The sequence below is a fragment of the Pseudomonas sp. B3G-3 genome, assembly GCF_028640915.1.
Classification (GTDB): Bacteria; Pseudomonadota; Gammaproteobacteria; order Pseudomonadales; family Pseudomonadaceae; genus Aquipseudomonas; species Aquipseudomonas chlororaphis_I.
Map to the genome: position 1 here is coordinate 110,248 of NZ_JAQZAB010000103.1, position 23,527 is coordinate 133,774.

Below are 23,527 nucleotides of genomic sequence, written 5' to 3' on the forward strand. Positions count from 1 at the left end.
CTCCTACAGAAACGTGTGCGCACGCTTGCCCGCGATGTTTTTATAGCCGGACAAAAAAAGCCCCGTCACCAGGACGGGGCTTTCAGACTGACAAGCAACGGGCGTTCCTTAGAACACCACGCCCTGGCTGCGCAGGTAGTCGTCGTAGGTGCCGCTGAAGTCGGTCACGCCGTTCGGGCTCAGCTCGATGATGCGAGTGGCCAGGGACGATACGAACTCACGGTCGTGGCTGACGAAGATCAGCGTGCCCGGGTAGTTTTCCAGCGCCAGGTTCAGCGCCTCGATGGATTCCATGTCCAGGTGGTTGGTCGGTTCGTCCATCACCAGGACGTTGGGCTTTTGCAGGATCAGCTTGCCGAACAGCATGCGGCCCTGCTCACCACCGGAGATGACCTTCACCGACTTGAGGATCTCGTCGTTGGAGAACAGCATGCGGCCCAGGGTGCCACGGATGATCTGCTCGCCTTGAGTCCATTGGCCCATCCAGTCGAACAGGCTGACGTCGTCTTCGAAGTCATGGGCGTGGTCCTGGGCGTAGTAGCCCAGCTCGGCGCTTTCGGTCCATTTCACCGAACCGGCGTCCGGGGTCAGCTCGCCCATCAGGGTGCGCAGCAGGGTGGTCTTGCCGATGCCGTTCGGGCCGATGATCGCCACGCGCTCGCCGGCTTCGACGGTGAAGCTGAAGTTCTTGAACAGGGTCTTGCCGTCGAAGCCCTTGGACATCTGCTCGATGGTCACGGCCTGGCGGTGCAGCTTCTTGGTCTGTTCGAAGCGGATGAACGGGCTGACGCGGCTCGATGGCTTGACCTCGGCCAGCTGGATCTTGTCGATCTGCTTGGCGCGGGAGGTGGCCTGCTTGGCTTTCGAGGCGTTGGCCGAGAAGCGGCTGACGAAGGTCTGCAGCTCGGCGATCTGCGCTTTCTTCTTGGCGTTGTCCGACAGCAGTTGCTCGCGGGACTGGGTCGCCGCGGTCATGTACTCGTCGTAGTTGCCCGGGAACAGGCGCAGCTCGCCGTAGTCCAGGTCGGCCATGTGGGTGCAGACGCTGTTGAGGAAGTGACGGTCGTGGGAAATGATGATCATGGTGCTGTTACGCGCCGTCAGAATCGTTTCCAGCCAGCGGATGGTGTTGATGTCCAGGTGGTTGGTCGGTTCGTCGAGCAGCAGCACTTCCGGATCGGAGAACAGCGCCTGGGCCAGCAGGACCCGCAGTTTCCAGCCCGGAGCGACTTCGGTCATCGGGCCGAAATGCTGTTCCAGGGGAATGCCCAGGCCCAGCAGCAGTTCACCGGCGCGGGATTCGGCGGTGTAGCCGTCCATCTCGGCGAAGTCGGTTTCCAGCTCGGCCACGGCCATGCCGTCTTCTTCGCTCATTTCCGGCAGCGAATAGATGCGGTCGCGCTCGGCCTTGACCTTCCACAGCTCTTCGTGACCCATGATCACGGTGTCGATCACGGTAAATTCTTCGTAGGCGAACTGGTCCTGGCGCAGTTTACCCAGGCGAACGTTCGGCTCCAGCATGACCTGGCCGCCGGACGGCTCGAGGTCGCCGCCGAGGATTTTCATGAAAGTCGATTTGCCGCAACCGTTGGCGCCGATCAGGCCATAGCGGTTGCCGCCGTTGAACTTGACCGAAACGTTCTCGAATAGCGGCTTGGCGCCGAACTGCATCGTGATGTTAGCTGTGGAGATCAATTACTTTACCTATCAAGGGGTTGCGAGCATCGTGTTGGCTCTTGGGTCATTCCCGGGGCATGTTGGAGCGTTTCCATTTCGCCCCGGTCATCGCCAGAGTCGAGCCAGCGAGCATAAGTAGACAGCAACATCTGGACGCTATGGCCAAGTTGCTGGGCAATAAAGGTGGGAGGTCATGTTGGAATTTGGCGCGCATTGTCGCATATGTGCGCCGGCAGTTGTATGACGGCGAGCCACGGATTTTTCATCCAGGCGGCTCAGCGCCAGCCGTTGTAAAAGTCGCCGCTGCGGATTTGTCCCGGGCAATGCGACTTAGGTCGTGGCACCGTGGGCGGACACATTTTCACAAATCGGAGTTAACCTTTGGTTACAAACTGTGGCTAAAATGCCGACCAGTTGCCACATGCCATCATTGGCATGGGCTCAGGGACGTGCCTTCAGGACCTCTTATCGCTTTCGGACGCTGCACATGACCCCTCGGCCCAGGTGGCCCACATGGGGGCGCAGTATGTTCTCTTCTGACATGTGACGATTTCCGTGAAACTCATCATTGCCGCTGTTTACGTTTTATCCATTGCGTATGTGCACCTGCGTGGTCGCGTGCGCCATAAACTGGGCCGCCAGCTGAGTGATCACTCGAGCTTCCTGGCTCCCATCAACTGCTTCCTTTATCTGTTCTCGAAGATCCCCAACCGCCCGTACCTCGATCCGGCCGACTTTCCCGACCTGAGCCCGTTGCAGGCCCACTGGGAAGAAATCCGCGCCGAGGGCCAGAGCCTGCTCAGGGCCGGGGAGATCAAGCGTTCGGAGCAGTACGACGACGTCGGCTTCAACTCGTTCTTCAAGACCGGCTGGAAGCGCTTCTACCTCAAGTGGTACGGCGACAGCCATCCTTCGGCGATGAAGCTGTGCCCGCGGACCACCGAGCTGGTGCAGAGCATCGGTTCGATCAAGGCGGCGATGTTCGCCGAACTGCCGCCGGGCTCGAAGCTGGTGCGCCACCGCGACCCTTATGCCGGTTCCTATCGTTACCACCTGGGCCTGGAAACGCCCAACAGCGCCGGTTGCTACATCAATGTCGACGGTGAGAAGTATCACTGGCGCGACGGCGAAGCGGTGATGTTCGACGAGACCTACATCCACTACGCGGAAAACACCACCGAGCAGAACCGCATCATCCTGTTCTGTGATGTCGAGCGGCCGATGAAGTACCGCTGGGCCGCCGCCTTCAACCGCTGGTTCAGCCGCACCGTGATGGCCGCCGCCGGTGCGCCCAACGATGCCGGCGACCGCACCGGGGGCCTGAACCGCGCCTTCACCAAGCTGTACAAGATCCGCCTGCGCGGTAAAGAGCTGAAAAAGCGCAACCGCAAGCTTTATTACCTGGAAAAGTGGGCGATCTTCGCTGCGCTGTTGCTGCTGTTCATCTTCATCTGATTCGCCGCACGGCGAATCGCTGATCGCGGGCAAGCCTCGCTCCTGCATGGGTTCTGCAGGAACGAGGTTTGTCCGCCATCACTTCCTCAAGGCTTGTCCGCCCCCAATTGCTGCCACATCTTCGCGGTGATCCGCTGCCGATGGGCGTAGCCGTGCCACGGATCCTCGGTCAAGGCCTCCAGGCGCTGACTCAGGTTCGCCACATTCCACTGCTGGGCATGCCGGACATCGCCCAGCTCATCCCGGGCGATAGGCACCGAGACCGGCAGTCCCGGGCGCGCCCGTACCGAATAGGCGGCCACGGTGCTGGCGCCGCGGGTGTTGCGCAGGTAATCGACAAAGATCCTGCCGACCCGGTTTTTCGGGCCCATGGTCGCGGTGATGCGTTCCGGCAACTGCTGCGCCATGAACTGCGCGATGGCCTTGGCGAAGCCCTTGACCCTGTCCCAGTCGTCCTTGCGCACCAGCGGCACGATCAGGTGCATGCCTTTGCCGCCGCTGGTTTTCAGGAAGGCCTGCAAGCCCAGCTCATCGAGCACCGAAAGGGTCAGTTGGGTGGCCTCCAACATGCTTTTCCAGGGCAGGGCCGGGTCCGGGTCGAGGTCGAGCACGAACAGGTCTGGGGTTTCGATCTGATCGTGAGTCGCGCCCCAGGTGTGCAGCTCGATGGTGCCCATCTGCACCGCGCCGATCAGCGCCGAAGTGCTGTCGATTTTCATCAGCCGCGCATGGCCGGGGTCCAGCGCCGGATCCAGGTGGCGGATATGGGGGATGGACAGGTGCTCGGCATGTTTCTGGAAAAACTGCTCGCCTTCCACTCCTTCAGGCGCCCGCAGCAGCGACACCGGCCGGTCGCGCAGGTGCGGCAGGATCTGCTGGTCGATGCTGGCATAGAACTGCGCCAGTTGCAGCTTGGTGGTGCCGGACTGCTGGTCGATGACCCGTTCCGGGTGGGTGATTCTGACCCCGGCGACGCTGTGGGCGGCCGATTTATCCGAATGGGAGGCCGTATGCCGACTGCGGGTCTCGACGGCCTTGAAGGTCTGTGGCCGCTCACGGACGATTTCGCTGGCCGGCTTATCGCTGCGCAGGGCGATGAAGGCTGCCTGGCGCACCACCTGTTCGCGGGTCCACTCGGCGAACTCGGCTTCGGCCACCAGTTGCGGTTCGATCCAGTGCACGCCGCGGGCCTGGGCCGCGGTCAGGGGCTTGGCCAGTGGCGATGAATCCCGTTCAAGTTCCTGCATCCGCTCATGCAGTTGCTTCAAGGTCTTCTGGTCGAAACCGGTTCCGACCCGGCCGGCGTACACCAGCCCGCTTGCGTCGTTGACCCCCAGCAGCAGGGCGCCAAAGCCGCTGCGCGAACCTTGCGGGCGGGTATAGCCGACCACCACGAACTCCTGGCGCAGCCGGCATTTGAGCTTGATCCAGTCGGCGCTGCGGCGCGACACATAGGGGCTGCCGGCGCGCTTGCCGATCACCCCCTCGAGGGACAGGGCGCAGGCGCTTTCGAGGATGTCCTGGTGGTGGGCGGCAAAGGCTTCGGAAAAGCGCAGGACCTTGCTCGATTTGCGCCCGAGCGCCTGCTTGAGCGCCTGACGGCGTTGTTCCACCGGCGTTTCGCGCAAGTCCTCGCCCTGCAGAAAGGGCGCATCGAACAGGTAATAGATGATGTCTACGCTGCGACCGATATCGAAGGCGTTCTGCAATGCCTGGAAGTCCGGCAGGCCTTGGTCGTTGAGCACCACCATTTCGCCGTCCAGCCAGCTGTCCTTGAGCTTCAGGGCGGCCAGGGCCTTGGCTTGCTGGGGCAGGCGGCTGGTCCAGTCGTGACCGTTGCGGGTCAGCAGGCGCACTTCGTCGTCCTGGATCCGCGCGAGGATCCGGTAGCCGTCGAACTTGATCTCGTAGCGCCAGTCGCCGCTGGGCGCCTTGTCCACCAGGGTTGCCAGCTGCGGCGCCAGGCTTTGCGGCAGGGCGACGACCTTTTTTCCTGGCGGTTTCTTCGCGTTTTTTTTCGCGGCCTGGGGTTTGGCGCGCTTGTTGTCGCCCACCGTGGCACCGCTGAGCACGCTCCTGGGCAGGGCCTGGACCACGTCGTACTCGTCGCTCGGTCGTGCCTGGGCATCCTGCTCCTTGATCAGCAGCCACTGTTCCTTGTCGCCGCTGCCGCGCATATGGGTGCGCACCAGGGTCCAGTCGCCGCCGAGCTTCTCGCCGATCAGGGTGAACTTGAGCTTGCCGACCCGGTAGCTGGCGTCGGGGTCGTCATGGGGTTGCCAGATGCCATGGTCCCAGACGATCACGTCGCCGGCGCCGTATTGCCCGGCCGGGATGCTGCCTTCGAAATTGCCATAGCTCAGCGGGTGGTCCTCGACATGCACCGCCAGGCGTTTTTGCCTGGGGTCCAGGCTCGGGCCCTTGGGCACCGCCCAGCTTTTCAGGCTGCCGCCCAGTTCCAGGCGAAAGTCGTAGTGCAGGTTGCGCGCAGCGTGCTTCTGGATCACGAAACGCAGGGCCGAGGCGGATTTGCTGGAAGGCTTGTCCGTCGCCGGCTCCGAGGTGATCGCGAAGTCGCGTTTGCGCTGGTATTCACTCAAGGATCTGGCCATGACCCACTACCTTGTCATGCGAGCCGCGCCGTTCAGGCACTGGATCGCTTCGTGGTTTTCTTGGTCGCAGCGGCCTTGCCGGGTTTGTCCGGGCTGGCGGGCGGCTTGCTCCTGGATTTGCCGCCCAGGCTGCGCTTGAGCATTTCGGTGAGGTCGATGACATCGGCACTCCTGCGTTGCGCTTCGCCGGTGCGGCTTTCCACGTCTTCGATCTTGCCAGCCTGGGCCTTTTTCTCCACCAGGGCCATGATTTTGTCGGTGAAGCTGTCGCGGTATTCCTCCGGCTGCCAATCGGTGCTCATGTCCGCCACCAGGCGCTTGGCCATGTCCCGCTCGCCCTTGGTCAGGTCCGGGTGAGTCACCTCCGGCCCCAGGGCCAGTTCGTCGAGGCTGCGCACCTCGGCCGGCCAGCGCAGCATTACCAGCACCAGCGCCGACTCCAGCGGCATCAGCGCCGCCAGATGCTGGCGGGTGTGCAGCACCACCAGGGCCAGGGCGACTTTCGAGGTGCTCCGCAGGGTTTCGCGCAGCAGCGCATAGACCTTGCCGCCGCGCTTGTCCGGGGCCAGGAAGTAAGGGGTGTCAATGTTCTGCAGCGGGATCTGCTGACTGTCGACGAAGGCGAAGATGTCGATGGTCTGGGTCGACAGCGGGTGGGCCGAGCGGATCTCGTCCTCGCTGAGCAGCACATAGCGGCCTTTCTCGTACGCCACGCCCTTGACGATATGTTCCTTGCTGACTTCCTTGCCGGTGACCTTGTTGATCCGCTTGTAACCCACCGGGTCCATGGTGCGCTGGTCCAGCCAATCGAAGTCGACGCCCTGGGAGGAGGTCGCCGAGACCAGCGCCACCGGAATGTGAACCAGGCCGAAACTGATCGCGCCTTTCCAGATTGCCCGTGCCATGAGCCTGTCCCCGTATTGACTGTGGAATCGCTATGCAGCGACTGGTTTTCAGGTGACCCGTGGCGTGGCGCGAAAGTTTCCCCGGGGTGCCGGCTTGCAGGGGCGAGCCGATAACTCGTGTTACATGTCTGGCGGATTATTTAATTAACAAGGCCGAACCTGCGACGTAGCCTGGACTCGAATGCGATAACTCGTTGCCATCCAGGAGGGTCGCCATGAACAACCTGCTTCGCGGTCTTGCCGTGTTCGCCCTGATGAGCGGGGCCAGCATCGCGGCGTTCGCCGCACCCCAGGCGTCCTCGGACAGCACCGCCATGCTGCTGGCGCAGAACCTGCCTGGCAGCAGCAACAACAATCCCTACAACAGCCCGATACGCCGGGCCAACCCCAACAGCATGCAGGGCACCCAGCCCAGTGCTCCGGCTGTTCGTGGGGTTAACCCAGTACCGGTGCAACGCCCTCCGACCCTGGAGAACGGTGGCATCGGCAACGGTTACCCGCGCACCATCACCCAGCCGCGGATCATCGATCCGACACCCGTGACCCCACCCCGTAACCAACAGCAGCGATAAACGCTGACCGCCCGAGGCCGATGCCAGCCCCGGGCGGACCTTTTTATCGACAGAAGGAATCGTGCATGTTGCGTAAAACCCTCTTGGCGACAGTCTGCGCCAGCCTTGTCCTGAGCAGCGCGCTACCCGCGGTGGCCGCCACCCAACAGTTCCAGAGCGAGCAGGGCCCGCTGAGCCTGACCCCGGTGGTCGAGGGCCTGGACCACCCCTGGGCCCTGGCGTTCCTGCCGGACCGCCAGGGCATCCTGGTGACCGAACGCCCCGGCAACCTGCGGCTGGTTGGTGCTGACGGCAAGCTCTCGGCGCCCCTGGGCGGCGTGCCGCAGGTCTGGGCCAAGGGCCAGGGTGGGTTGCTGGATGTGGTGTTGTCGCCGGACTTCAAGCAGGACCGCCTGGTCTATCTGTCCTACGCCGAAGGTGGCGGTGAGGGCGGCACGGCGGGGACGGCGGTAGGGCGTGGGCGGCTGTCCGAGGACCTGAAGACACTCAAGGACTTCCAGGTGATCTTCCGCCAGGCGCCCAAGCTCTCCACCGGCAACCATTTCGGCTCGCGCCTGGTGTTCGACCGCGACGGCTACCTGTTCATCACCCTGGGAGAAAACAACGAGCGCCCGACCGCCCAGGACCTGGACAAGCTGCAGGGCAAGATCGTGCGCCTGTATCCGGACGGCCGGGTCCCGGAGGACAACCCCTTTGTCGGCCAGCCGGGCGTGCGCCCGGAAATCTGGTCCTACGGCCACCGCAACCCCCAGGGCGCGGCGCTCAACCCCTGGAGCGGCACCCTGTGGGATAACGAGCATGGGCCCAAGGGCGGCGACGAAATCAACCTTATCGAACGTGGCAAGAACTACGGCTGGCCCCTGGCGACCCACGGCATCAACTACTCAGGCGCACCGATTCCCGAAGCCCAGGGCAAGACCGCCCCAGGCACCGTGGGGCCGCGGCATGTCTGGGAGAAGTCCCCCGGCATCAGCGGCATGGCCTTCTATGACGGCGACCGCTTCAAGGCCTGGCAACACAACCTGTTTATCGGCGCCCTGGCTTCCCAGGAGCTGATCCGCCTGCAATTCGACGGTGACAAGGTGGGCCACGAGGAGCGCCTGCTGGGCGAGCTCAAAGAGCGCATCCGCGACGTGCGCCAGGGCCCGGACGGGTATCTGTATGTGCTGACCGACGAGGACAAGGGCACGCTGTACAAGGTTGGCCTGGAATAAACCAATCCCTTCTTCTGTAGGAGCGAAGCTTGCTCGCGAAAAAAATCTTCAACGATAACGCGTGTTGGCAGGATGAATCGCCGCTTCGCGGCTATCGCGAGCAAGCTTCGCTCCTACAGAGGCACTGCGGTCGGGTAGAGGATCACCGCCGCCTGCAGCTTGCCGCTGCCGAAACGGCACATCTTGGCGAACTCGCCGTGGCTCACCGGCAGGTGCTGGCAATCCATCGGCTGACGGTGCTGGCTGTGGTCGACATCGGGATCGTGCAGGTAGACGAACTCCTCGTCGCAGTCGGTGACCATCACCCAATGCGGGGCCTTGGAGCGAGTCAGGCGGTAGCTGCTGATCAGCACCAGGGGCTGGCCGCCGTCGGCCAGCAGCCTTGGCAGGTCCAGCGGGCCGCCCAGCACCTGCAAGACGTCGCTGCTATCCAGCTCTGTGCAGAATTCCTCGTGCACCAGGCGCATGACGTCTTTTTTATGCTCGTCGCGCACCCCACCAAGAAACAGCGGCCCGCGGGTATTGACCTGCAGCCTGACCCTGAAGCCCCGGCGCCACGCGGCCAACGCCAGCCCCTGGGGGCTGCAGCCGCCATGCCCGGAGGTCATGAACACGGTGGTCGCCTCGCGCCACAGCTGCAGCTCTTCGCGCCGCTCCAGGGCCCGTCCGGGTTGCAGCGCGCCCATGGCCATCAGCAGGCAGGCCGGGCCGCAGGTGAAATCGGTGGTCTGCTGGTAATAGGGCACGCTGATATTGCGGGTCTCGCGATGCTGCAGGATGCGCTTTTCCAGGCGCAGGGCATCGGCGTGATCCTCGTAGTAGTCGTGCAGCACGGCGAAGCGCCGGTAGCCGCTGCGTTCGTACAGGGCGATGGCCGTCGGGTTGTCGGTGCGCACCTCCAGCCGCAGGTAGGCGCAGTCATGCTCCCGCGCGCAGGCCTCGATCCGCTCCAGCAGGCGCTTGCCCAGGCCCAGCCCGCGGGCCTCGACCGCGGTGGCGATGGAGTACAGGCGGGCCAGGGACGTACCGCGATGGAACAGCACCAGGGCGTAACCCAGTAGCTGCTCCGCCTGCTCGGCGACGATCAGGCGCGCATGGGCGCGGCTGATCATCCACTGGAAGCTGCGCGCGGTGAGGCGATCGGTGGTGAAACACTGCTGTTCCAGTTGCACTAATGCGGGCAAATCCTCAGGTGTGGCAATGCGAAAGACAAGATCCATATAACCGCCGTAAAAGTTGCGTAACGAAACGAGACTTTCAGAAAAGTTCGTGCTTAATAGAAAAGGTCTTGTTCTTAAGCGGATCAAACATTATGTCAGCGGTACAAGGTCATTGGCGTGGAGTATCCGAGCAAAGTCTGCCGGCGACAATAACGCCGGTTAATTATTTTTCAACGGTGAGTGAAACTTCCAGTCAGTTGGTGATTATTGTCGAGCGCAAGGAAGATTGGGCTTCCTACTTCCCCAGCGAAGACATCCTCAGCGCCCAGGAGTACCTGGAACAGACCCGCGAAACCCAGCCCGGCAAGCGGGTCCAGGTGATCAACCTGTGCCGCAGCTACAAGTACCTGGGCCACGGTTACTACTGTTCGTTGCTGGCCGAGGCGCGGGGGCACAAGGTGATTCCCTCGGTGCGCACCATCAGCGAACTGACCCGCAAGTCGCTCTACGGGCTGGCCCTGGACGACCTGGATAAAACCCTGGAAAAGGCCCTGAGCAATCATCTTTACAGCGATACCGAAGGTTTTACCCTGACCCTCTACTTCGGCAAGACCCATATCGAACCGTTACAGGAGTTGGCCCGCCAGTTATTCGAGGTTTTCCCCTGTCCGATATTGCTGGTGGACTTCAAACGAACTAACGGCTGGCATATCGAAGGCGTTAAGTCCGGGGCCTTACATAAGTTGCGCGAAGACCAGGAAGATCAATTCGCCCATTCCCTGGACAGTTTCAGTCGCAAGATCTGGCGTGTGCCGCGCTCGAAAAGACTGGCCCGGTATGACCTGGCTATCCTGCATGACCCCCAGGAGGCCTTGCCGCCTTCCAACGCCCGGGCGCTGGAGAACTTTGTCCGGGTCGGCAAGGGCCTGGGCATCGACGTCGAGCTGATCGAGAAGAAGGACTACCCGCGGATCGCCGAATACGACGCCTTGCTGATCCGCGAGACCACCAGCGTCGACAACCACACCTACCGCTTCGCCAAGAAGGCCGAAAGCGAGGGCCTGGTGGTGATGGATGACCCGACCTCGATCCTGCGCTGCACCAACAAGGTCTACCTGACCGATCTGTTGAAAAGCCATCAGTTAGGCATGCCCGCCACCGAGATTCTCTACAAGGAGCGACCGGAAGATTTCGAGCGGGTTGGCGAACGCCTGGGCTTCCCGCTGGTGCTGAAGATTCCCGACGGTTGTTTCTCCCGCGGGGTGATCAAGGTCGAGAGCCAGCAGGCGCTGCTGGAGGCCACCGCCGAACTGTTCGAGCATTCGGTGTTGCTGCTGGCCCAGGAGTTTTTCTACACCGAGTACGACTGGCGCATCGGCGTGCTCAACCGCAAGCCGATCTTCGCCTGCCAGTACTTCATGTCCAAGGGCCATTGGCAGATCTACAACCACAAGGCCAAGGGCCAGGACATCAACGGCGAATGCCGCACCCTGGCGATCCACGAGGCGCCGCGGGCGGTGGTGGAACTGGCGGTGAAGACCGCCAACCTGATTGGCGATGGCCTGTACGGCGTCGACCTGAAACAGTCCGGCGACAAGGTGGTGGTGATCGAAGTCAACGACAACCCCAACCTGGACGCCGGCATCGAAGATGCCTACCTGCGCGACGACCTGTATTCCCTGGTGCTCGAGGAGTTCGTCCGCCGCCTGGAGCTCAAGCGCCGCGGACAGGCCTGGTGAACGGCCGATGATCAAGAGCTATCAGTTGAGCCAGGGCCGCCTGCTGGCGGTGGAGCGCCTGGACGCCGAGGTGATGCTGTTCAGCAACCCCGACCTCGCCGAACGCGACCTGCTGCACACCGGCTTCAAGCTCGACGAACACGCTCTGGCCTCGGCCCTGGACCCGGACGAGGTGTCGCGCATCGAGTTCCACCCGGACAACCTGTTCCTGATCTGGAAGCGTCCGGAGAACTATTCCGGCGGCGGCAGCCTGTCGTTCGAGGTGTCGTCCTGCGGCCTGCTGTTTTCCCCGCAACGGCTGCTGCTGATCGCCCATGACGACAGCCAGCTCAGCGGCCTGGGCGCGCGCCAGGCCTTGAATAGCCCCCTGGATGTGCTGCTGGACCTGCTGTCCAACAACATCCATCACTACCTGGGGCACCTCAAGGTGATCAAGATGGTCGCCCGGGAGTTGCAGCAGCAGTTCAACGACTCGATGGAAAACCGCCACCTGATCCAGATGTTCAACCTCAGCGAAAGCCTGATCTATTACATCAACGCCATTCACAGCAACGGCGCGGTGCTGACCCGCCTGCGCAACCACGCCGAGAAGGAACATTTCAGCGCCGAGGCCATCGGCCTGATCGACGACCTGATCATCGAGAACAACCAGTGCTACAAGCAGGCGGAGATCTATTCGACGGTGTTTTCCGGGCTGATGGATGCGCGCGGCAACCTGATGAACAACAACATGAACAGCCTGCTGCGCAAACTGACCTTGATCAACGTGGTGTTCCTGCCGCTGAACCTGATCGCCAGCATCGGCGGCATGTCCGAATTCAGCATGATGACCGCCGGCACCCCCTGGTGGATTGCCTACCCGCTGTTCCTCGTGGCGATGCTGCTGGCGGCAGGGGGGATGGTGCTCGGTCTCAGGCGCCTGGCCGGGGGCAGCGGCAAGTGCGCCTGAGCCTTCAGGCCGGTTGCAGGGTCAGCACTTCATAGCCGTCGCGGGTCACCGCCACCGTATGTTCCCACTGCGCCGACAGGCGGTTGTCGCGGGTGACCACGGTCCAGCCGTCTTTCAGGCCGCGCACCCGGGCGCTGCCCTGGTTGATCATCGGCTCGATGGTGAACACCATGCCTTCGCGCAGCTCCAGGCCGGTGCCGGGACGACCGAAATGCAGGATCTGCGGCTCTTCGTGCATCTGCCGGCCGATGCCGTGGCCGCAATACTCGCGCACCACGCTGTAGCCCTGGGTTTGCGCGTGTTTCTGGATGGCGTGGCCGATATCGCCAAGGCGCGCGCCGGGACGGACCACCTTGATGCCTTGCCACATCGCCTCGAAGGTGGTGCTGACCAGATGCTGGGCCTTGGGGCTGACATTGCCGACCAGGTACATCTTGCTGGCGTCGGCGATAAAGCCGTTCTTTTCCAGGGTGATGTCGATGTTGATGATGTCGCCGTCCTTGAGAATGGCCTTTTCATGGGGCATGCCATGGCACACCACCTCGTTGATCGAGGTGTTGATCGAGTAGGGGTAGCCGTACTGGCCCTTGCTGGCCGGGCGGGCGCCCAGGTCGTGGCGAATGAAGCGCTCCACCGCGGTGTCCAGCTCCATGGTGGAAAGGCCGGGCGCGACCAGATCGTCGAGAAAGGTGAACACCGTCGCCAACAGGCGCCCGGACTCACGCATCAGCGCCAGTTGTTGCGGGGTCTTGATCAGGGCCTGGGTCATTCGCTGCGCCCCCGGATCAGGTCGCTCTTGTTCAGCAGCAGCTTGTTGATCAGGTCGTTGTAGGCCAGGTGCGGATTGAGCTCGGCCAAGAGGCCGATCTTGATCCAGAACTCGGCCTGGGCGTTGATGGAGCGATCCATGGCGTCGCTGGCGACGCGGATCTGTTCATGCAGCTGATCTGAAATCTTGACGATGCCCACGGGGTTTCTGTCCTGGTAAATATACGAAGCATATACGTTTCATATATTCGTCGGCAAACGACAATCGCTCGATCGGGCTCAAGCCTGCTGGCGGGCAGGGTGGGCGGACCGGCGTTGACGAAGGCCGCGAACCACCAGATACAACAGCGGACCGATGGAGACGAACACTGCTGTCAGCAGCAGATACGGCAGCACCGACAGCGCGGACTGGCCACGGGAGCGGGCGTCCCGGTACATCCAGATGCCGGCCAGGGTCGCCAGCAGGTACAGGTCGATCACCACCTGCGCGGTGTCGGGGCGGGACATCAGCGTGAGGCCAAACTCGAGCAGCGATTGTTCCGCCTGCAGCATCACCGCGAAGGTGTAGCCGGCAAAGGCGATCAGGGCAATCAACGGTAATCCGACAGACTTCATGTTTTCCTTCCGTGGTTTATGAATGAGGGCTGAGGAGCGAGCCGCGAGAGTAGCGCAGGCTGCGGTCGTCTCAAAGAATTGGCCATTGACTTGCCAGCAGCGCGCCGGTTAATTTCCTGGCCATGACTTTTTCCGCATTGCGTTCCCAGCCAAGCATTATTACCGCCATTCCTGATTGGCGGGTTTGCTGACGACTGCACCCAACCCGCCCTAGAGGCGGGTTTTTTCTTTCTGTCTCCGGGGCCTTCAACACAGCCAGGAGAGCCGTATGAACCATCCCGCCGAGCCCGACACGCAACTGGACCTGCTTGAGCACTACGTGAAGAAGATTCTCGCGGCGCCGGTCTACGACCTGGCGGTGCGTACGCCGTTGCAGCCGGCGCCGGCCTTGTCGGCGGCGCTGGGCAACCAGGTGCTGCTCAAGCGCGAGGACCTGCAACCGACCTTTTCCTTCAAGATCCGCGGTGCCTACAACAAGCTGGTGCAGCTCAGTGACGAGCAGAAGCGTCGCGGAGTGATTACCGCATCCGCCGGTAATCACGCCCAGGGCGTGGCGTTGGCGGCGCGGGAACTGGGGATCAAGGCGACCATCGTCATGCCTTCCACCACGCCGCAGCTGAAAGTGCAGGGCGTCAGCAGCCGTGGCGCCGAGGCGGTGCTGCACGGCGAGAGCTTTCCCTTTGCCCTGGCCCATGCCCTGCAACTGGCCGAGCACAGCGGCCAGACCTTCGTCTCGCCCTTTGACGACCCGGACGTGATCGCCGGGCAGGGCACGGTGGGCATGGAGATCCTGCGCCAGCACGCCGGGCGCCTGGACGCGATCTTCGTCCCGGTGGGTGGTGGCGGACTGATCGCCGGCATCGCCGCCTACGTGAAATACCTGCGGCCCGAGGTGCGCATCGTCGGCGTCGAGTCCGAACACTCCAACTGTTTGCAGCAGGCGTTGCGGGCCGGGGAAAGGGTAGTGCTGCCCAGCGTCGGCACCTTCGCCGACGGGGTCGCCGTGGCGCAGGTCGGCGCCCATTGTTTCGAGCTGTGCCGAGTGCTGGTCGACGAGGTGATCACGGTCAGCAACGACGAACTCTGCTGCGCGATGAAGGACATCTACGACGACACCCGTTCCATCACCGAGCCGTCGGGGGCGCTGGCGGTGGCCGGGATCAAGCGGTACGTGGCCCGCAGCGGCGTGCAGGGCGAAACCCTGGTGGCCATCGATTCCGGAGCCAACATCAACTTCGATCGCCTGGGGCATGTGGCCGAGCGCGCGGCCTTGGGAGCTGGTGTATTGGTGTGAGGTCAGCGGGTGTCATGTAGCCGCTGGCGAAGCCTGCGCACGAGCGCGAAGCGCTCGCCAACCGAACCACTGCTGCACCGCGTTGCCTGGCCTGGCGGCTACTGCGTAGCCGATCGCAGCCTGCGGCAGCGGCTACATCACCTGCGATGCAGCCGCCGCGGTCTGGATTATTCCGCGCGGGCCTTCTCGACTTTATCGGAGGCGGACCACAGGCGGTAGCGCACTTCGATGTCCTTGGGGGCGTAGATCACGATCGGCAGCTTGCTGTTGTAGCGCAGCACGAAGCCTTCGCCGACCACCGGCACGAACGCCTGCTTGCTGGTGCCTCCGGGACAGGCCATCAGGGTACTCATCGGGCCGCTGACCTTGTCCAGGCGGTAGTAGGGATAACCCCAGCCATCCAGGTTTTTCTCTTCCAGGGTGCCGCCCAGGCGCTGACGGTTGCAGTCGACGGTCAGGGTCTTGCCGGCCAGCACCTCGACCTTGAAGTCTTCTTCCTTGGCCTGCTTGGGCAGATGGATCACCTGGCGCACAAAACCGTCTTCGGCCTTGGGGTAGGGCGCCACGTCTTCGAGCTTGGCCGCATGGCTCAGGGTGGAAATACCGCTCAACAGCACAGCGACGGCGGTGGAAACAGGAAAAAAGCGCATAAGGCCTCCTTGCAGGTTGATCGATGGCTCTCTCCATTTAGAGGGAGCCGCTTGCTTGAAACGCCGGGCAGTTTGACCGGGTAACGCCCGATCATGCAAACCGTGGCCCGCTTCGCCGCGGCAACTGACATGATGTTTTCCTTCAATATCCATTGGTAAGTCAATGATTTATAAAGCATGACAACGGGAGGGAGGACGGCATGCATATGCTCCATCCTCTATCGGCGAGAGGCAGCTATCGGTTCCGCAGGAGGTCTTCCAGCCAGGCGAAAGTCCCAGGACTGAGGGTGAAAAAAAGCCTCACTGCTCAGAGCAAAATAGAATTTAGTAGAAGCGCAAATACGGCCTAGTCTAGGAATTGGCTTTCTCTTCCAGGGAGGTTTAGTCATGCCGTACGCCGTATTTCGGGGGTGGAATCCCGAGACGATATTCTTGCCATCATTGAATGGCCACTGCACCAACGGAGAGATCTGCCATGTTCTTATCTGCCTTGGAACTGCGCAATATCATTGAATGCAGCTTCCTGCCCAAACGCTGCGAGTGCACCCTGAGCCCCGACCTGCACATGACCGTGAAAGTCTATGGCGACTATGAAACCGACCGTGTGGACCTGGTGGTCACCGGTATCGATGCGGCGAGCCTCAACGGCTGCCGGGAAATCAACGACCTGATCGCCGAACTGCGCTACGACCTGGCCAATCATCCGGGAAGCCAGCCCATCACCCTGAAATCCAGGATTCATTGATCGGCGGCTTTGCCAATGCCCGCGTTGCCTGCCTGGCCTGGATAGATCCCGGGCCAGGCACAGACTCGACCCTCACCGCGAATAAAATCCCTGCCTGACTATCGCCGAGATGCCTGCAACCTGGCGCGCGGTAGAGCAGGGCAGTCTTCAGTTCTGATAACTGCAGGCGTCCGACAGCTTGCGGTAGCTGATGGCCTCCAGCTTGCCCGCCTTGTCGATAAAGGTCATGTCCGCGGTGATCACCTTGCACTCCGGCGTCGCAGGCTCGGTCATCGACACCACCTTGGCCACATTCAGCGGCATGCCATAGTGATAAGGCACCGGCTGCACCTGGGCCGTGTCCGCCTGAGCCACACCCACGCCCCCGACCAAAGCCAAGGCCCCGACCAGCAAAATACGCATGTTCATGAGAATTTCTCCGATAAGCCCGACACAAACCGCCATCGAGCGCGCCGCGGAGGGCGGCAGAGGATTCTGCGCTGCGCGGTCCCGTACAGTTTTGGGCGGCGGGATTAATCGAAGATTAAGTAGGGGGCTAATGATTTGTGCGGAAGGGAAACTGCCCGGCGAGATGTTCCTTGGGCAAAAACGCGTATTCGCTGTTCAGCGGTAGGGGCTTGAAGGCAGGGGACAGAAGCCCCTGCCTTGCTGGTCGTCAACGCCTTGCCCGATTCCGGGCAGGCATTGAATACAGTTACTTCTTCTCTTTCTCCTTTTCCTTCTCTTCTTCCTCCGGCCGATCGATCCCGCGGATATCGAAGTAGCATTGCCCGCTCACGGATTTGGCTGAACGCTGAGCGAGGGACTGTACCAACTGGTCATGAATGAAGTGGCCGAACAACAGGCTCACTTCCTCTGGCAAGGGCGACAGTTGTTCCTTGAACCATTCCTCTTCCAACAGTACCTGCCACACCTGCATCTGCTGCGGTGTGCCGGCGGCCCTGTAGCCATCCCGTGCCCGGCCGCTGCGCATGCTGCGGGCTTCGCTGTCCACATCTTCGAGCCAGCCGAGTTGTGCCCTTAGCGTCTCGCGCTCGGTTTGCAGTTCCTGGGTGCGCTTGAGGCGGGTCTGCCTCTTTTCCTGGGTTTCCACCGGGCGACCGAACATCCCGGCGCTATTCCCCGCGGCATACTGGCTGGCGTTCAGGCGATCTTCCTCTTCGCCGATCTCCCGCAGGCGCTGCACATAAGGGCGCGAGATCGACGCTAGCCAGCGGATATACAAACGTATATGGCCGAGGAAGGGCGCTTTATCACCCAGGTTGAGGTTTTTCAGCTGGGCGATGCTGGCCTTGGCGGCTGACTGATACTTCTTGACCAGCCCGAGGGCAGTCTTGCCGTTGATATGGTCGTTGAAGGTGAACAAACTGCTGAGTTTTCGACCTTGCAGATGCAGGTCTTCAATATGCGGGAAGGGCGCTCCAGCCTGGAATGCTGCGCGGTACATGCGGTGCAAGCTGACCAGGGCCAGTTCGGCACTGGGTTTCTGCTCGCCGGGCAGCAGGCTGCCACCGACATCCTCACTGACCCCAGGCATCAGCTCTTCGCGCCACTTGGCGTTGCCTTTGCCGAGCATGCAGGCGCGCCGGTAAAAACGCCGCTCATGGGCGGCTACCAGATGCAGCGCCTGCCGCACCTGCTTGGGCAGGCTGTTGAAGTCCCCCAGCACCGTGCTCGTGGGCACGGGCATGTAGCCGTCGATCAGCGGTATTTCGCTATGGCTGCGATCCACCGCATCGAACTGGCCGGCGAACAACACAACCAGGCGCGCCCCCTGATACTCGACCTCTTCGCCATTGATCAGGCTGCGGTCCAGCAGACGATAGAGAAAACCCCGGGCCAGAGTGGCGCCATAGTCGAAGCCATATACAGTCAGTTCGATTCGCTTCAACGGGGGGCCGCTCAATGCCTTGATCTTGCCAACTTCGACGTTCAGATAATCGATGGCACCATCAATGCGAACGTTGGCTCCGGTCTTGGCCACTTGAGCCATGATCGGGTTATCGCGCAGAGGTGGCACGACTTCAGCCACGGCGTCAACCACCGCCCCCTTCAATACCTTGAGGCCTTTGAGGGGGGCGTGTACCAAGTCATTCAGGTCGCGCTTCAAGCGCTCCCACCAGTCACGGCGCTCCAGCACATCCTTGAGGATTTTTTTTCCTTCGTCCTGTGCCACGTCCTTGGGGACATCCGACGCTTTTTTGCCAATGATATCCAGACCGGCATTGGCATTAGTGTTCAGGTCTGCGATGTACTCCTCACCCATCCCGGAAAGATATGCCCGTCGATAGTTATAAGAATCCTCGTCCTTTTCGGTATGGGGATGTGCCATATACATCTTGGCCACATTACTGATCCGACCAGTCTGCAGGTCTTTCAATAAATGGCGTCCAAAACCGTCGAAAAAAAATCCGATTCGCAAAGTTCGTTCACAAGTCGTGACGTGAGAGTTATTGAACGGTCCCGCACAACGGGCGTTGGCAGCGGCCGCAAGATCAGCGTTACGGGTGCTCATTGGGGGGTGGTTTCCTGATCCTTGGTATTAGGCACTGGTGGTGCCTCCTTGAGGTTTTCATAAGGGGTATCCAGGTTGGCACTCCAGGCCAGGCGGATCTGGTTCCCAGGGAAGAAATGCACATGTAAATACCGATCGCTACGTTGGCGAGGAGGGTTAGGGAGCTCGATTGATAAAGTTTCCTCTTCAAGCCCCTGTTTAATTTGTTCGGGCGTAACGTCTAATATCCAATCCACCTTTAGCGTCTTGCCTTCTATGCGCCAACAACAGGTCATACCTCCTCCACCATTTGCAGCGGCATTCCCCCCCCAATTGTCATTGATGAAGTAGCTGAAGATAGGACGCTCTGTGTGGTTGTGGGCATAAAGTGATGCACCCGGCATTCGGTTGGACTGCCAGATGAAATAGGCAGCGATCAGTGCTCCCCAAACCAACAGGTTGATTAGGGTTTTCTGCAGCCCAGATAGGGACTTCCAGCGATTTCTGAGTGATTGAATCGATGTCACAACAAACTCCTTGTTGGTGCGAACCTGTTTCTGCGCACGGTCACGTTCTTTTGCCTGGGGGCATTGATGTTGCCCAGCTCGCGCTGTTTGCAAGTCTTTCAATAGTTGGCGCCGAAAACCCGTGATTCATTGGGATTGGGCTTCCTGAACTTTGGCATCAGGCACTGCGGGTGCCTCCTTGAGGTTTTCATAAGGGGTGTCGAGATTGGCGCTCCAGGCCAGGCGAACCTGGTCGCCAGGGAAGAAGTGCACATGCAAATAGCGGTCACTGCGTTGGCGGGGAGGGTTAGGGATCTCGATTGAAAGGGTTTCTTGTTTAATCCCTTGGCGCGCCTGTTCGCCAGTACGGCTTTTTATCCAATCCACCTTCAGCGTCTTGCCCTCGATGCGCCAGCAGCAGGTTGCTCCGCCTCCGCCGTTCGCAGTGGCATTGCCTCCCCAGTTGTCATTGACGAAGTAGCTGAAGATGGGACGATCGGTTTGGTTATGGACATAGAGCATTGCCCCAGGCATCTGGCTGTACTGCCAGATGAAGTAGGCAGCGATCAGCACGCCCCACACCAATAGGTTGATCAGGGTTCTCTGAGTCCTGGGTAACGATTTCCAGCGGTTTACGAGTGACCCCATCACAACAGACTCCTTGTCCGGCTGCCTGCAAGCCTTTCAACCGATGGCACCAAAAGCCGTAGAACGACAGCCCAATCGAACTTAAGAGCATTCATTCAGGCCTGCGCTCCTGATCCCCGGCATAAAACTCGCGCAGCTCTTCTTTGAGTGGGCTGGTGTGTTTGTCGCTCCAGGCCAGCCGCACCTGATCTCCGGGCAGAAAATGCACATGCAGGGTATCGTCGGTTCGCTTTCGGGGCGGGTTAGGCATCTCGATTGAAAGGGTTTCCTCGTTAATGCCTTGGCGTGCCTGTTCGCCCGTACGACTTTTTATCCAGTCCACCTTTAGCATCTTGCCCTCGATACGCCAGCAACAGGTCACGCCTCCATTGCCACCCCAATTGTCATTGACGAAATAACTGAAAATCGGGCGATCCGTATGGTTATGCCCATAAAGCGCCGCGCCCGGCATGCGGCTGTATTGCCAGATGAAATAGCCGACAACCAGCGCTGCCAAAACCAGCCAGTGGATCAGGGTTTTCTGGCGGCTGGACAGGCGCTTCCAGTACTGTGCGAGTGACGGGGGCAACGTCACCTCAGGCGCCTTCTTGCGCGGCCAGGGCGTTTTCCAGGCTGTCCTGGTCATCGATGACCTGGCGCAGGACTTCGGCCCATTCGGGGCGCTGGTGCAGCGGGCTACGGGTGATCAGGCTGTGCAATACGAAGGTCGACTGATCCTCCTGCTGGTCCAGGCCCTGGGCTCTGGCGATTTGCAGCAGGTCTTGCACCTGTTGCAGGCGTTCGCCGTGGCAGTCGCTGGCAAAGGCCTCGGGGGCGACGTTTTCGGTCTGTACCAGCAGCTGCTCGGCGTGGGCGTCATGCTGCAGGCTGTGCATCATCGGCTCATCCAGGCGTATCGGGTGGTACTCGGGTACTTCGCTGTGCGCCGGGCCGGCAAAGCGCTGCCAGTCCTTTTCAGCCTTGACCCACCAGGTATCGAGGGGGCCGAACAGCCACTGGTGCCATGGCTGGTAATTTTGCTGGTGGAGCAGGGGCAGTACCTCGGCGCTGTAACTGCGGATCAGCAGCACCGCATCGTTGGCGTCCTGGCAGACCAGGGCGTCGCCAAGGTGGGTGGCCAGCCGATTGGCAGGCAGGGTGCTGCTCAACCAGCCGGCCAGGTTCGAACCGAACAGCTCGTGGATCGCCACCAGCTGCTCGAAAGCTTGACCGGTCATGTCCAGCAACAGCGGCCCGTCATTGCGCAGTTGGGCCAGCTCGGGCTGGTACATCAGGGGCCAGCGGGCGCCTTCCAGCTCCACCAGGGCATCGCGCTGCTGCGCGTTGAGCAGGGCCTGCTCGACGATTGCCGCAAGGCTGAAGCCCTTGGCCGCGGCGTTGACCCAGTCCTGCTGGCCTTGCTGCAAATCGCTCATGGCTGTGCTCCGGACAGAATCGCCTGGCGTTGGCGGATGGCCTTGAGCAGGCATTCGACACAGATGCCCTTGGGCGGCGTCAGGCGCGGTATTGGCACGTTCAAACGACCCAGCAGCAGGCCGCCGGCCTTGTCGGCGTCGGCAAGCTTCAGCAGGCCCGGCAACAGCGGCACCGCCGGCGTACCCACCCCCGGTGCGCCACCGGAGTTGACCTTCACATTCGCCCCGCTGATGGTCACGCCACCGCCGTCAAGCTTCACAAAGCTGCCACCGGCCTTGGCGGTGAGTTCGGCGCCGGCTTCCAGGACTACGATGTTGCCGGTCTTGTAGTGAATCTCCTGGCCGGCCTCGACGAATTGCGCGGTGCCGATGTTGGCGTGCTGGGTGACGGCCACGGTGAGGTGGTCGTTGGCGCGGATTTCGCTCTTGCGGTCGAGGTGGGTGATGCGGTGTTCTTCGGCCTTGAGTTCGGTCAGGGTGTTGGCTTCGACCGTGTCGTGGCGTTCGTTGCCGACGCGGATCCGCTGGTCGTGCTCGACGTTTTCGTCCCAGTCGCGCTGGGCGTGCAGGTAGATCTGCTCGGCGCCTTTCTTGTCTTCGATGCGCAGTTCGTTATAGCCCTTGCCGCCCGGCGAGCTGAGGGTCTTGAAGGTGCTGCGGGTCTTGTTCGCCGGCAGGTCGTAGGGGACCACGTTTTCCTTGTGGTACAGGCAGCCGGTGACCAGCGGTTGGTCGGGATCGCCTTCGAGGAAGGTCACCAGCACTTCCATGCCGATCCGCGGGATGGCGATGCCGCCGTAGGCCTTGCCGGCCCAGCCGCTGGCGACGCGGACCCAGCAGGAGGTGTTGTCGTCGGCCAGGCCGTCGCGGTCCCAGTGGAACTGCACCTTGATCCGCCCGTACTGGTCGCAATGGATTTCTTCGCCCTTGGGCCCGGTGACCACGGCGGTCTGGCTGCCCAGGGACTTGGGTTTCGGGTGTTCCAGCGGCGGGCGGTAGTGGGCGTCCCAGGGCGTGGCGAGGAAGCGGTTGCGGTAGCCCTGGTGGAAGTCGTCCTTGTGGCTGGTGACGTCGCTGGTGATGTTCTCGCCCAACACCTGCGGCTGCTTGCCTTCGTGGATGACTTCCAGCAGCAGCCACAGGTCGTTCCATTCGCTGCGCGGGTGTTCGGCCAGGGTCAGGAAGTGGCCACTGACCAGGCTCGGCTCGTCGCCTTTGCCTTCGGCCAGCTGGTAGTCGCTGCGGTGGCGTTCCAGGGCGCGGGTCGCCAGTTGCTTGCCGCGGGCCTGCTGGGTGAACAGGCCGGGGTAGTCGTAGTCTTCCAGGTCCGGCATGACCCCGGACTTGGCCGCGCCTTCGGGCAGCAGCCGTGGTTTCTCGAAGTCGTAGTCGCGGCGGCTGACGCGGCTGGTGCGGGTTTCCAGGCGCAGGTTGAAGCGCTTGATCACCGGCTGCTCGGCGGCCATGCCCGAGTCCTGCTGGTAGTTCACCGCCGCCAGCTTGCGGAACACCGTCTGGTCGTCGCCGAACACCAGCTTGTGGCCGCCGGCACTGTGCTGGAAGTGGAAGTGAATGCCTTCTTCTTCGCACAGGCGCTGGATGAAGTGCAGGTCGGATTCGTCGTACTGGGTGCAGTAGACCCGCTCCGGGTAGGTGGCGCCGAGCTGGAAACTGTAGGCGTCGGCCAGGATGCCGCGGGCCTCGAGGACCTGGGCGATGATCTTCGGCACGCTCAGGTGCTGGTAGATCTTCTGGTTGAAGCTGTGGCGCAGGTAGTTGAGCTGCGGGGTCAGGCTGATGCTGTAGCGGGTCAGCTTGCGCCCGGAATCACCCTGGGCGATGCGGTACACCAGGCCATGGATCAGGCCTTTGCCACTGCCTTTGCCTAAGCCGCCAAAGGTCAGGCAGGCCGGCTTGTGCAGCAGCTCCTCGAGCTTGAGGTCGGGACGTGCGCTGACCAGTTCGATATCGAAGCAGAAGGGCTGATTGAGGGCTTCGCGGCCAACGAAACTGAGGACCTGAAGGTCGACCGAGGCGCCTTCGATCGTCAGGGAAATATGGGTAGCGTTAGCATCCAGCATGCCGTGAAATCCATCCGTTGAATAAGCA

General features: G+C 61.7%; 21 protein-coding genes and 1 pseudogene. 7 read left to right on the plus strand and 15 right to left on the minus strand.

The genetic code is table 11. From position 1 onward, the window contains the following. Positions 1–108: 108 nt before the first annotated feature. Positions 109–1,695 (minus strand): ABC-F family ATPase, encoded by a 1,587-nt coding sequence (locus PVZ80_RS14040; RefSeq protein WP_009043780.1) that lies wholly within the window; start codon positions 1,693–1,695, stop codon positions 109–111. A gap of 537 nt (positions 1,696–2,232) precedes the next feature. On the opposite strand from PVZ80_RS14040, the gene lpxO reads away from it, so the two are divergent. After that, complete coding sequence (gene lpxO, locus PVZ80_RS14045; protein ID WP_009048901.1) at positions 2,233–3,132, plus strand: lipid A hydroxylase LpxO; 900 nt, start codon at positions 2,233–2,235, stop codon at positions 3,130–3,132. Positions 3,133–3,218: 86 nt separating this feature from the next. Here lpxO and ligD read toward each other — a convergent pair whose 3' ends face one another. Both ligD and ku read right to left on the minus strand, forming a co-directional pair. Next, positions 3,219–5,744: a DNA ligase D gene (ligD, locus tag PVZ80_RS14050; protein ID WP_273864078.1), complete on the minus strand. Its 2,526-nt coding sequence runs from the start codon at positions 5,742–5,744 to the stop codon at positions 3,219–3,221. Positions 5,745–5,776: 32 nt separating this feature from the next. Beyond that, positions 5,777–6,649 carry a non-homologous end joining protein Ku gene (gene ku, locus PVZ80_RS14055; protein ID WP_041984006.1) on the minus strand — a complete coding sequence of 291 codons (873 nt, stop codon included), beginning with the start codon at positions 6,647–6,649 and terminating at the stop codon, positions 5,777–5,779. A gap of 215 nt (positions 6,650–6,864) precedes the next feature. Between ku and PVZ80_RS14060 the strand changes: the two genes are divergently transcribed. After that, on the plus strand, positions 6,865–7,221 hold the full coding sequence (locus tag PVZ80_RS14060) for a hypothetical protein (RefSeq protein ID WP_009048904.1): 357 nt from the start codon (positions 6,865–6,867) through the stop codon (positions 7,219–7,221). Between the two features lie 65 nt (positions 7,222–7,286). Further along, positions 7,287–8,435, plus strand: a complete 1,149-nt coding sequence (locus PVZ80_RS14065) for a PQQ-dependent sugar dehydrogenase (protein WP_038632258.1) — start codon at positions 7,287–7,289, stop codon at positions 8,433–8,435. Positions 8,436–8,548: 113 nt separating this feature from the next. On the opposite strand, the gene PVZ80_RS14070 is transcribed toward PVZ80_RS14065, so the two are convergent. Continuing rightward, positions 8,549–9,655, minus strand: a complete 1,107-nt coding sequence (locus PVZ80_RS14070) for a GNAT family N-acetyltransferase/peptidase C39 family protein (protein WP_041984002.1) — start codon at positions 9,653–9,655, stop codon at positions 8,549–8,551. Positions 9,656–9,747: 92 nt separating this feature from the next. On the opposite strand from PVZ80_RS14070, the gene PVZ80_RS14075 reads away from it, so the two are divergent. Further along, positions 9,748–11,334 carry a RimK family protein gene (locus tag PVZ80_RS14075; protein ID WP_016701747.1) on the plus strand — a complete coding sequence of 529 codons (1,587 nt, stop codon included), beginning with the start codon at positions 9,748–9,750 and terminating at the stop codon, positions 11,332–11,334. A gap of 7 nt (positions 11,335–11,341) precedes the next feature. Next, positions 11,342–12,283 carry a magnesium transporter CorA family protein gene (locus PVZ80_RS14080; RefSeq protein ID WP_273864079.1) on the plus strand — a complete coding sequence of 314 codons (942 nt, stop codon included), beginning with the start codon at positions 11,342–11,344 and terminating at the stop codon, positions 12,281–12,283. A gap of 4 nt (positions 12,284–12,287) precedes the next feature. On the opposite strand, the gene map is transcribed toward PVZ80_RS14080, so the two are convergent. The 3 genes from map to PVZ80_RS14095 all read right to left on the minus strand — a co-directional run bounded on the left by map (position 12,288) and on the right by PVZ80_RS14095 (position 13,666). After that, positions 12,288–13,052, minus strand: a complete 765-nt coding sequence (gene map, locus PVZ80_RS14085) for a type I methionyl aminopeptidase (protein ID WP_009048909.1) — start codon at positions 13,050–13,052, stop codon at positions 12,288–12,290. After that, positions 13,049–13,252 (minus strand): ParD-like family protein, encoded by a 204-nt coding sequence (locus PVZ80_RS14090; RefSeq protein ID WP_009048910.1) that lies wholly within the window; start codon positions 13,250–13,252, stop codon positions 13,049–13,051. Before PVZ80_RS14090 ends, map begins: the two co-directional genes overlap by 4 nt. 78 nt (positions 13,253–13,330) lie before the next feature. Continuing rightward, positions 13,331–13,666 carry a DUF2834 domain-containing protein gene (locus tag PVZ80_RS14095; RefSeq protein ID WP_273864080.1) on the minus strand — a complete coding sequence of 112 codons (336 nt, stop codon included), beginning with the start codon at positions 13,664–13,666 and terminating at the stop codon, positions 13,331–13,333. 268 nt (positions 13,667–13,934) lie between these two features. On the opposite strand from PVZ80_RS14095, the pseudogene ilvA reads away from it, so the two are divergent. Then, positions 13,935–14,942 (plus strand): annotated as a pseudogene (gene ilvA, locus PVZ80_RS14100) (threonine ammonia-lyase, biosynthetic); the annotation flags it as partial. Positions 14,943–15,127: 185 nt separating this feature from the next. On the opposite strand, the gene eco reads toward ilvA, so the two are convergent. Then, positions 15,128–15,610 carry a serine protease inhibitor ecotin gene (eco, locus tag PVZ80_RS14105; RefSeq protein WP_273864081.1) on the minus strand — a complete coding sequence of 161 codons (483 nt, stop codon included), beginning with the start codon at positions 15,608–15,610 and terminating at the stop codon, positions 15,128–15,130. Positions 15,611–16,085: 475 nt separating this feature from the next. Here eco and PVZ80_RS14110 point away from each other — a divergent pair, with 475 nt between their 5' ends. Further along, entirely contained in the window at positions 16,086–16,355 is a 270-nt protein-coding gene (locus PVZ80_RS14110) for a DUF1652 domain-containing protein (RefSeq protein ID WP_273864082.1), read from the plus strand. 147 nt (positions 16,356–16,502) lie between these two features. Here the strand turns inward: PVZ80_RS14110 and PVZ80_RS14115 are convergent, their stop codons facing one another. The 7 genes from PVZ80_RS14115 to PVZ80_RS14145 all read right to left on the minus strand — a co-directional run bounded on the left by PVZ80_RS14115 (position 16,503) and on the right by PVZ80_RS14145 (position 23,499). Continuing rightward, positions 16,503–16,763, minus strand: a complete 261-nt coding sequence (locus PVZ80_RS14115) for a DUF2790 domain-containing protein (protein ID WP_273864083.1) — start codon at positions 16,761–16,763, stop codon at positions 16,503–16,505. Between the two features lie 286 nt (positions 16,764–17,049). After that, entirely contained in the window at positions 17,050–18,870 is a 1,821-nt protein-coding gene (locus PVZ80_RS14120; protein WP_273864084.1) for a DUF2235 domain-containing protein, read from the minus strand. Beyond that, complete coding sequence (locus tag PVZ80_RS14125; RefSeq protein WP_273864085.1) at positions 18,867–19,478, minus strand: DUF3304 domain-containing protein; 612 nt, start codon at positions 19,476–19,478, stop codon at positions 18,867–18,869. The genes PVZ80_RS14120 and PVZ80_RS14125 overlap by 4 nt, the downstream gene beginning before the upstream one ends. 24 nt (positions 19,479–19,502) lie before the next feature. Then, positions 19,503–20,003: a DUF3304 domain-containing protein gene (locus tag PVZ80_RS14130; protein WP_273829263.1), complete on the minus strand. Its 501-nt coding sequence runs from the start codon at positions 20,001–20,003 to the stop codon at positions 19,503–19,505. A gap of 91 nt (positions 20,004–20,094) precedes the next feature. Then, positions 20,095–20,577, minus strand: coding sequence for a DUF3304 domain-containing protein (locus PVZ80_RS14135; protein ID WP_273829262.1), 483 nt, complete (start codon positions 20,575–20,577; stop codon positions 20,095–20,097). A 1-nt stretch (position 20,578) separates the two neighbouring features. Then, positions 20,579–21,418 (minus strand): DUF4123 domain-containing protein, encoded by an 840-nt coding sequence (locus tag PVZ80_RS14140; RefSeq protein WP_273864086.1) that lies wholly within the window; start codon positions 21,416–21,418, stop codon positions 20,579–20,581. Beyond that, positions 21,415–23,499 (minus strand): type VI secretion system Vgr family protein, encoded by a 2,085-nt coding sequence (locus PVZ80_RS14145; protein WP_273864087.1) that lies wholly within the window; start codon positions 23,497–23,499, stop codon positions 21,415–21,417. The genes PVZ80_RS14140 and PVZ80_RS14145 overlap by 4 nt, the downstream gene beginning before the upstream one ends. Positions 23,500–23,527: the final 28 nt, after the last annotated feature.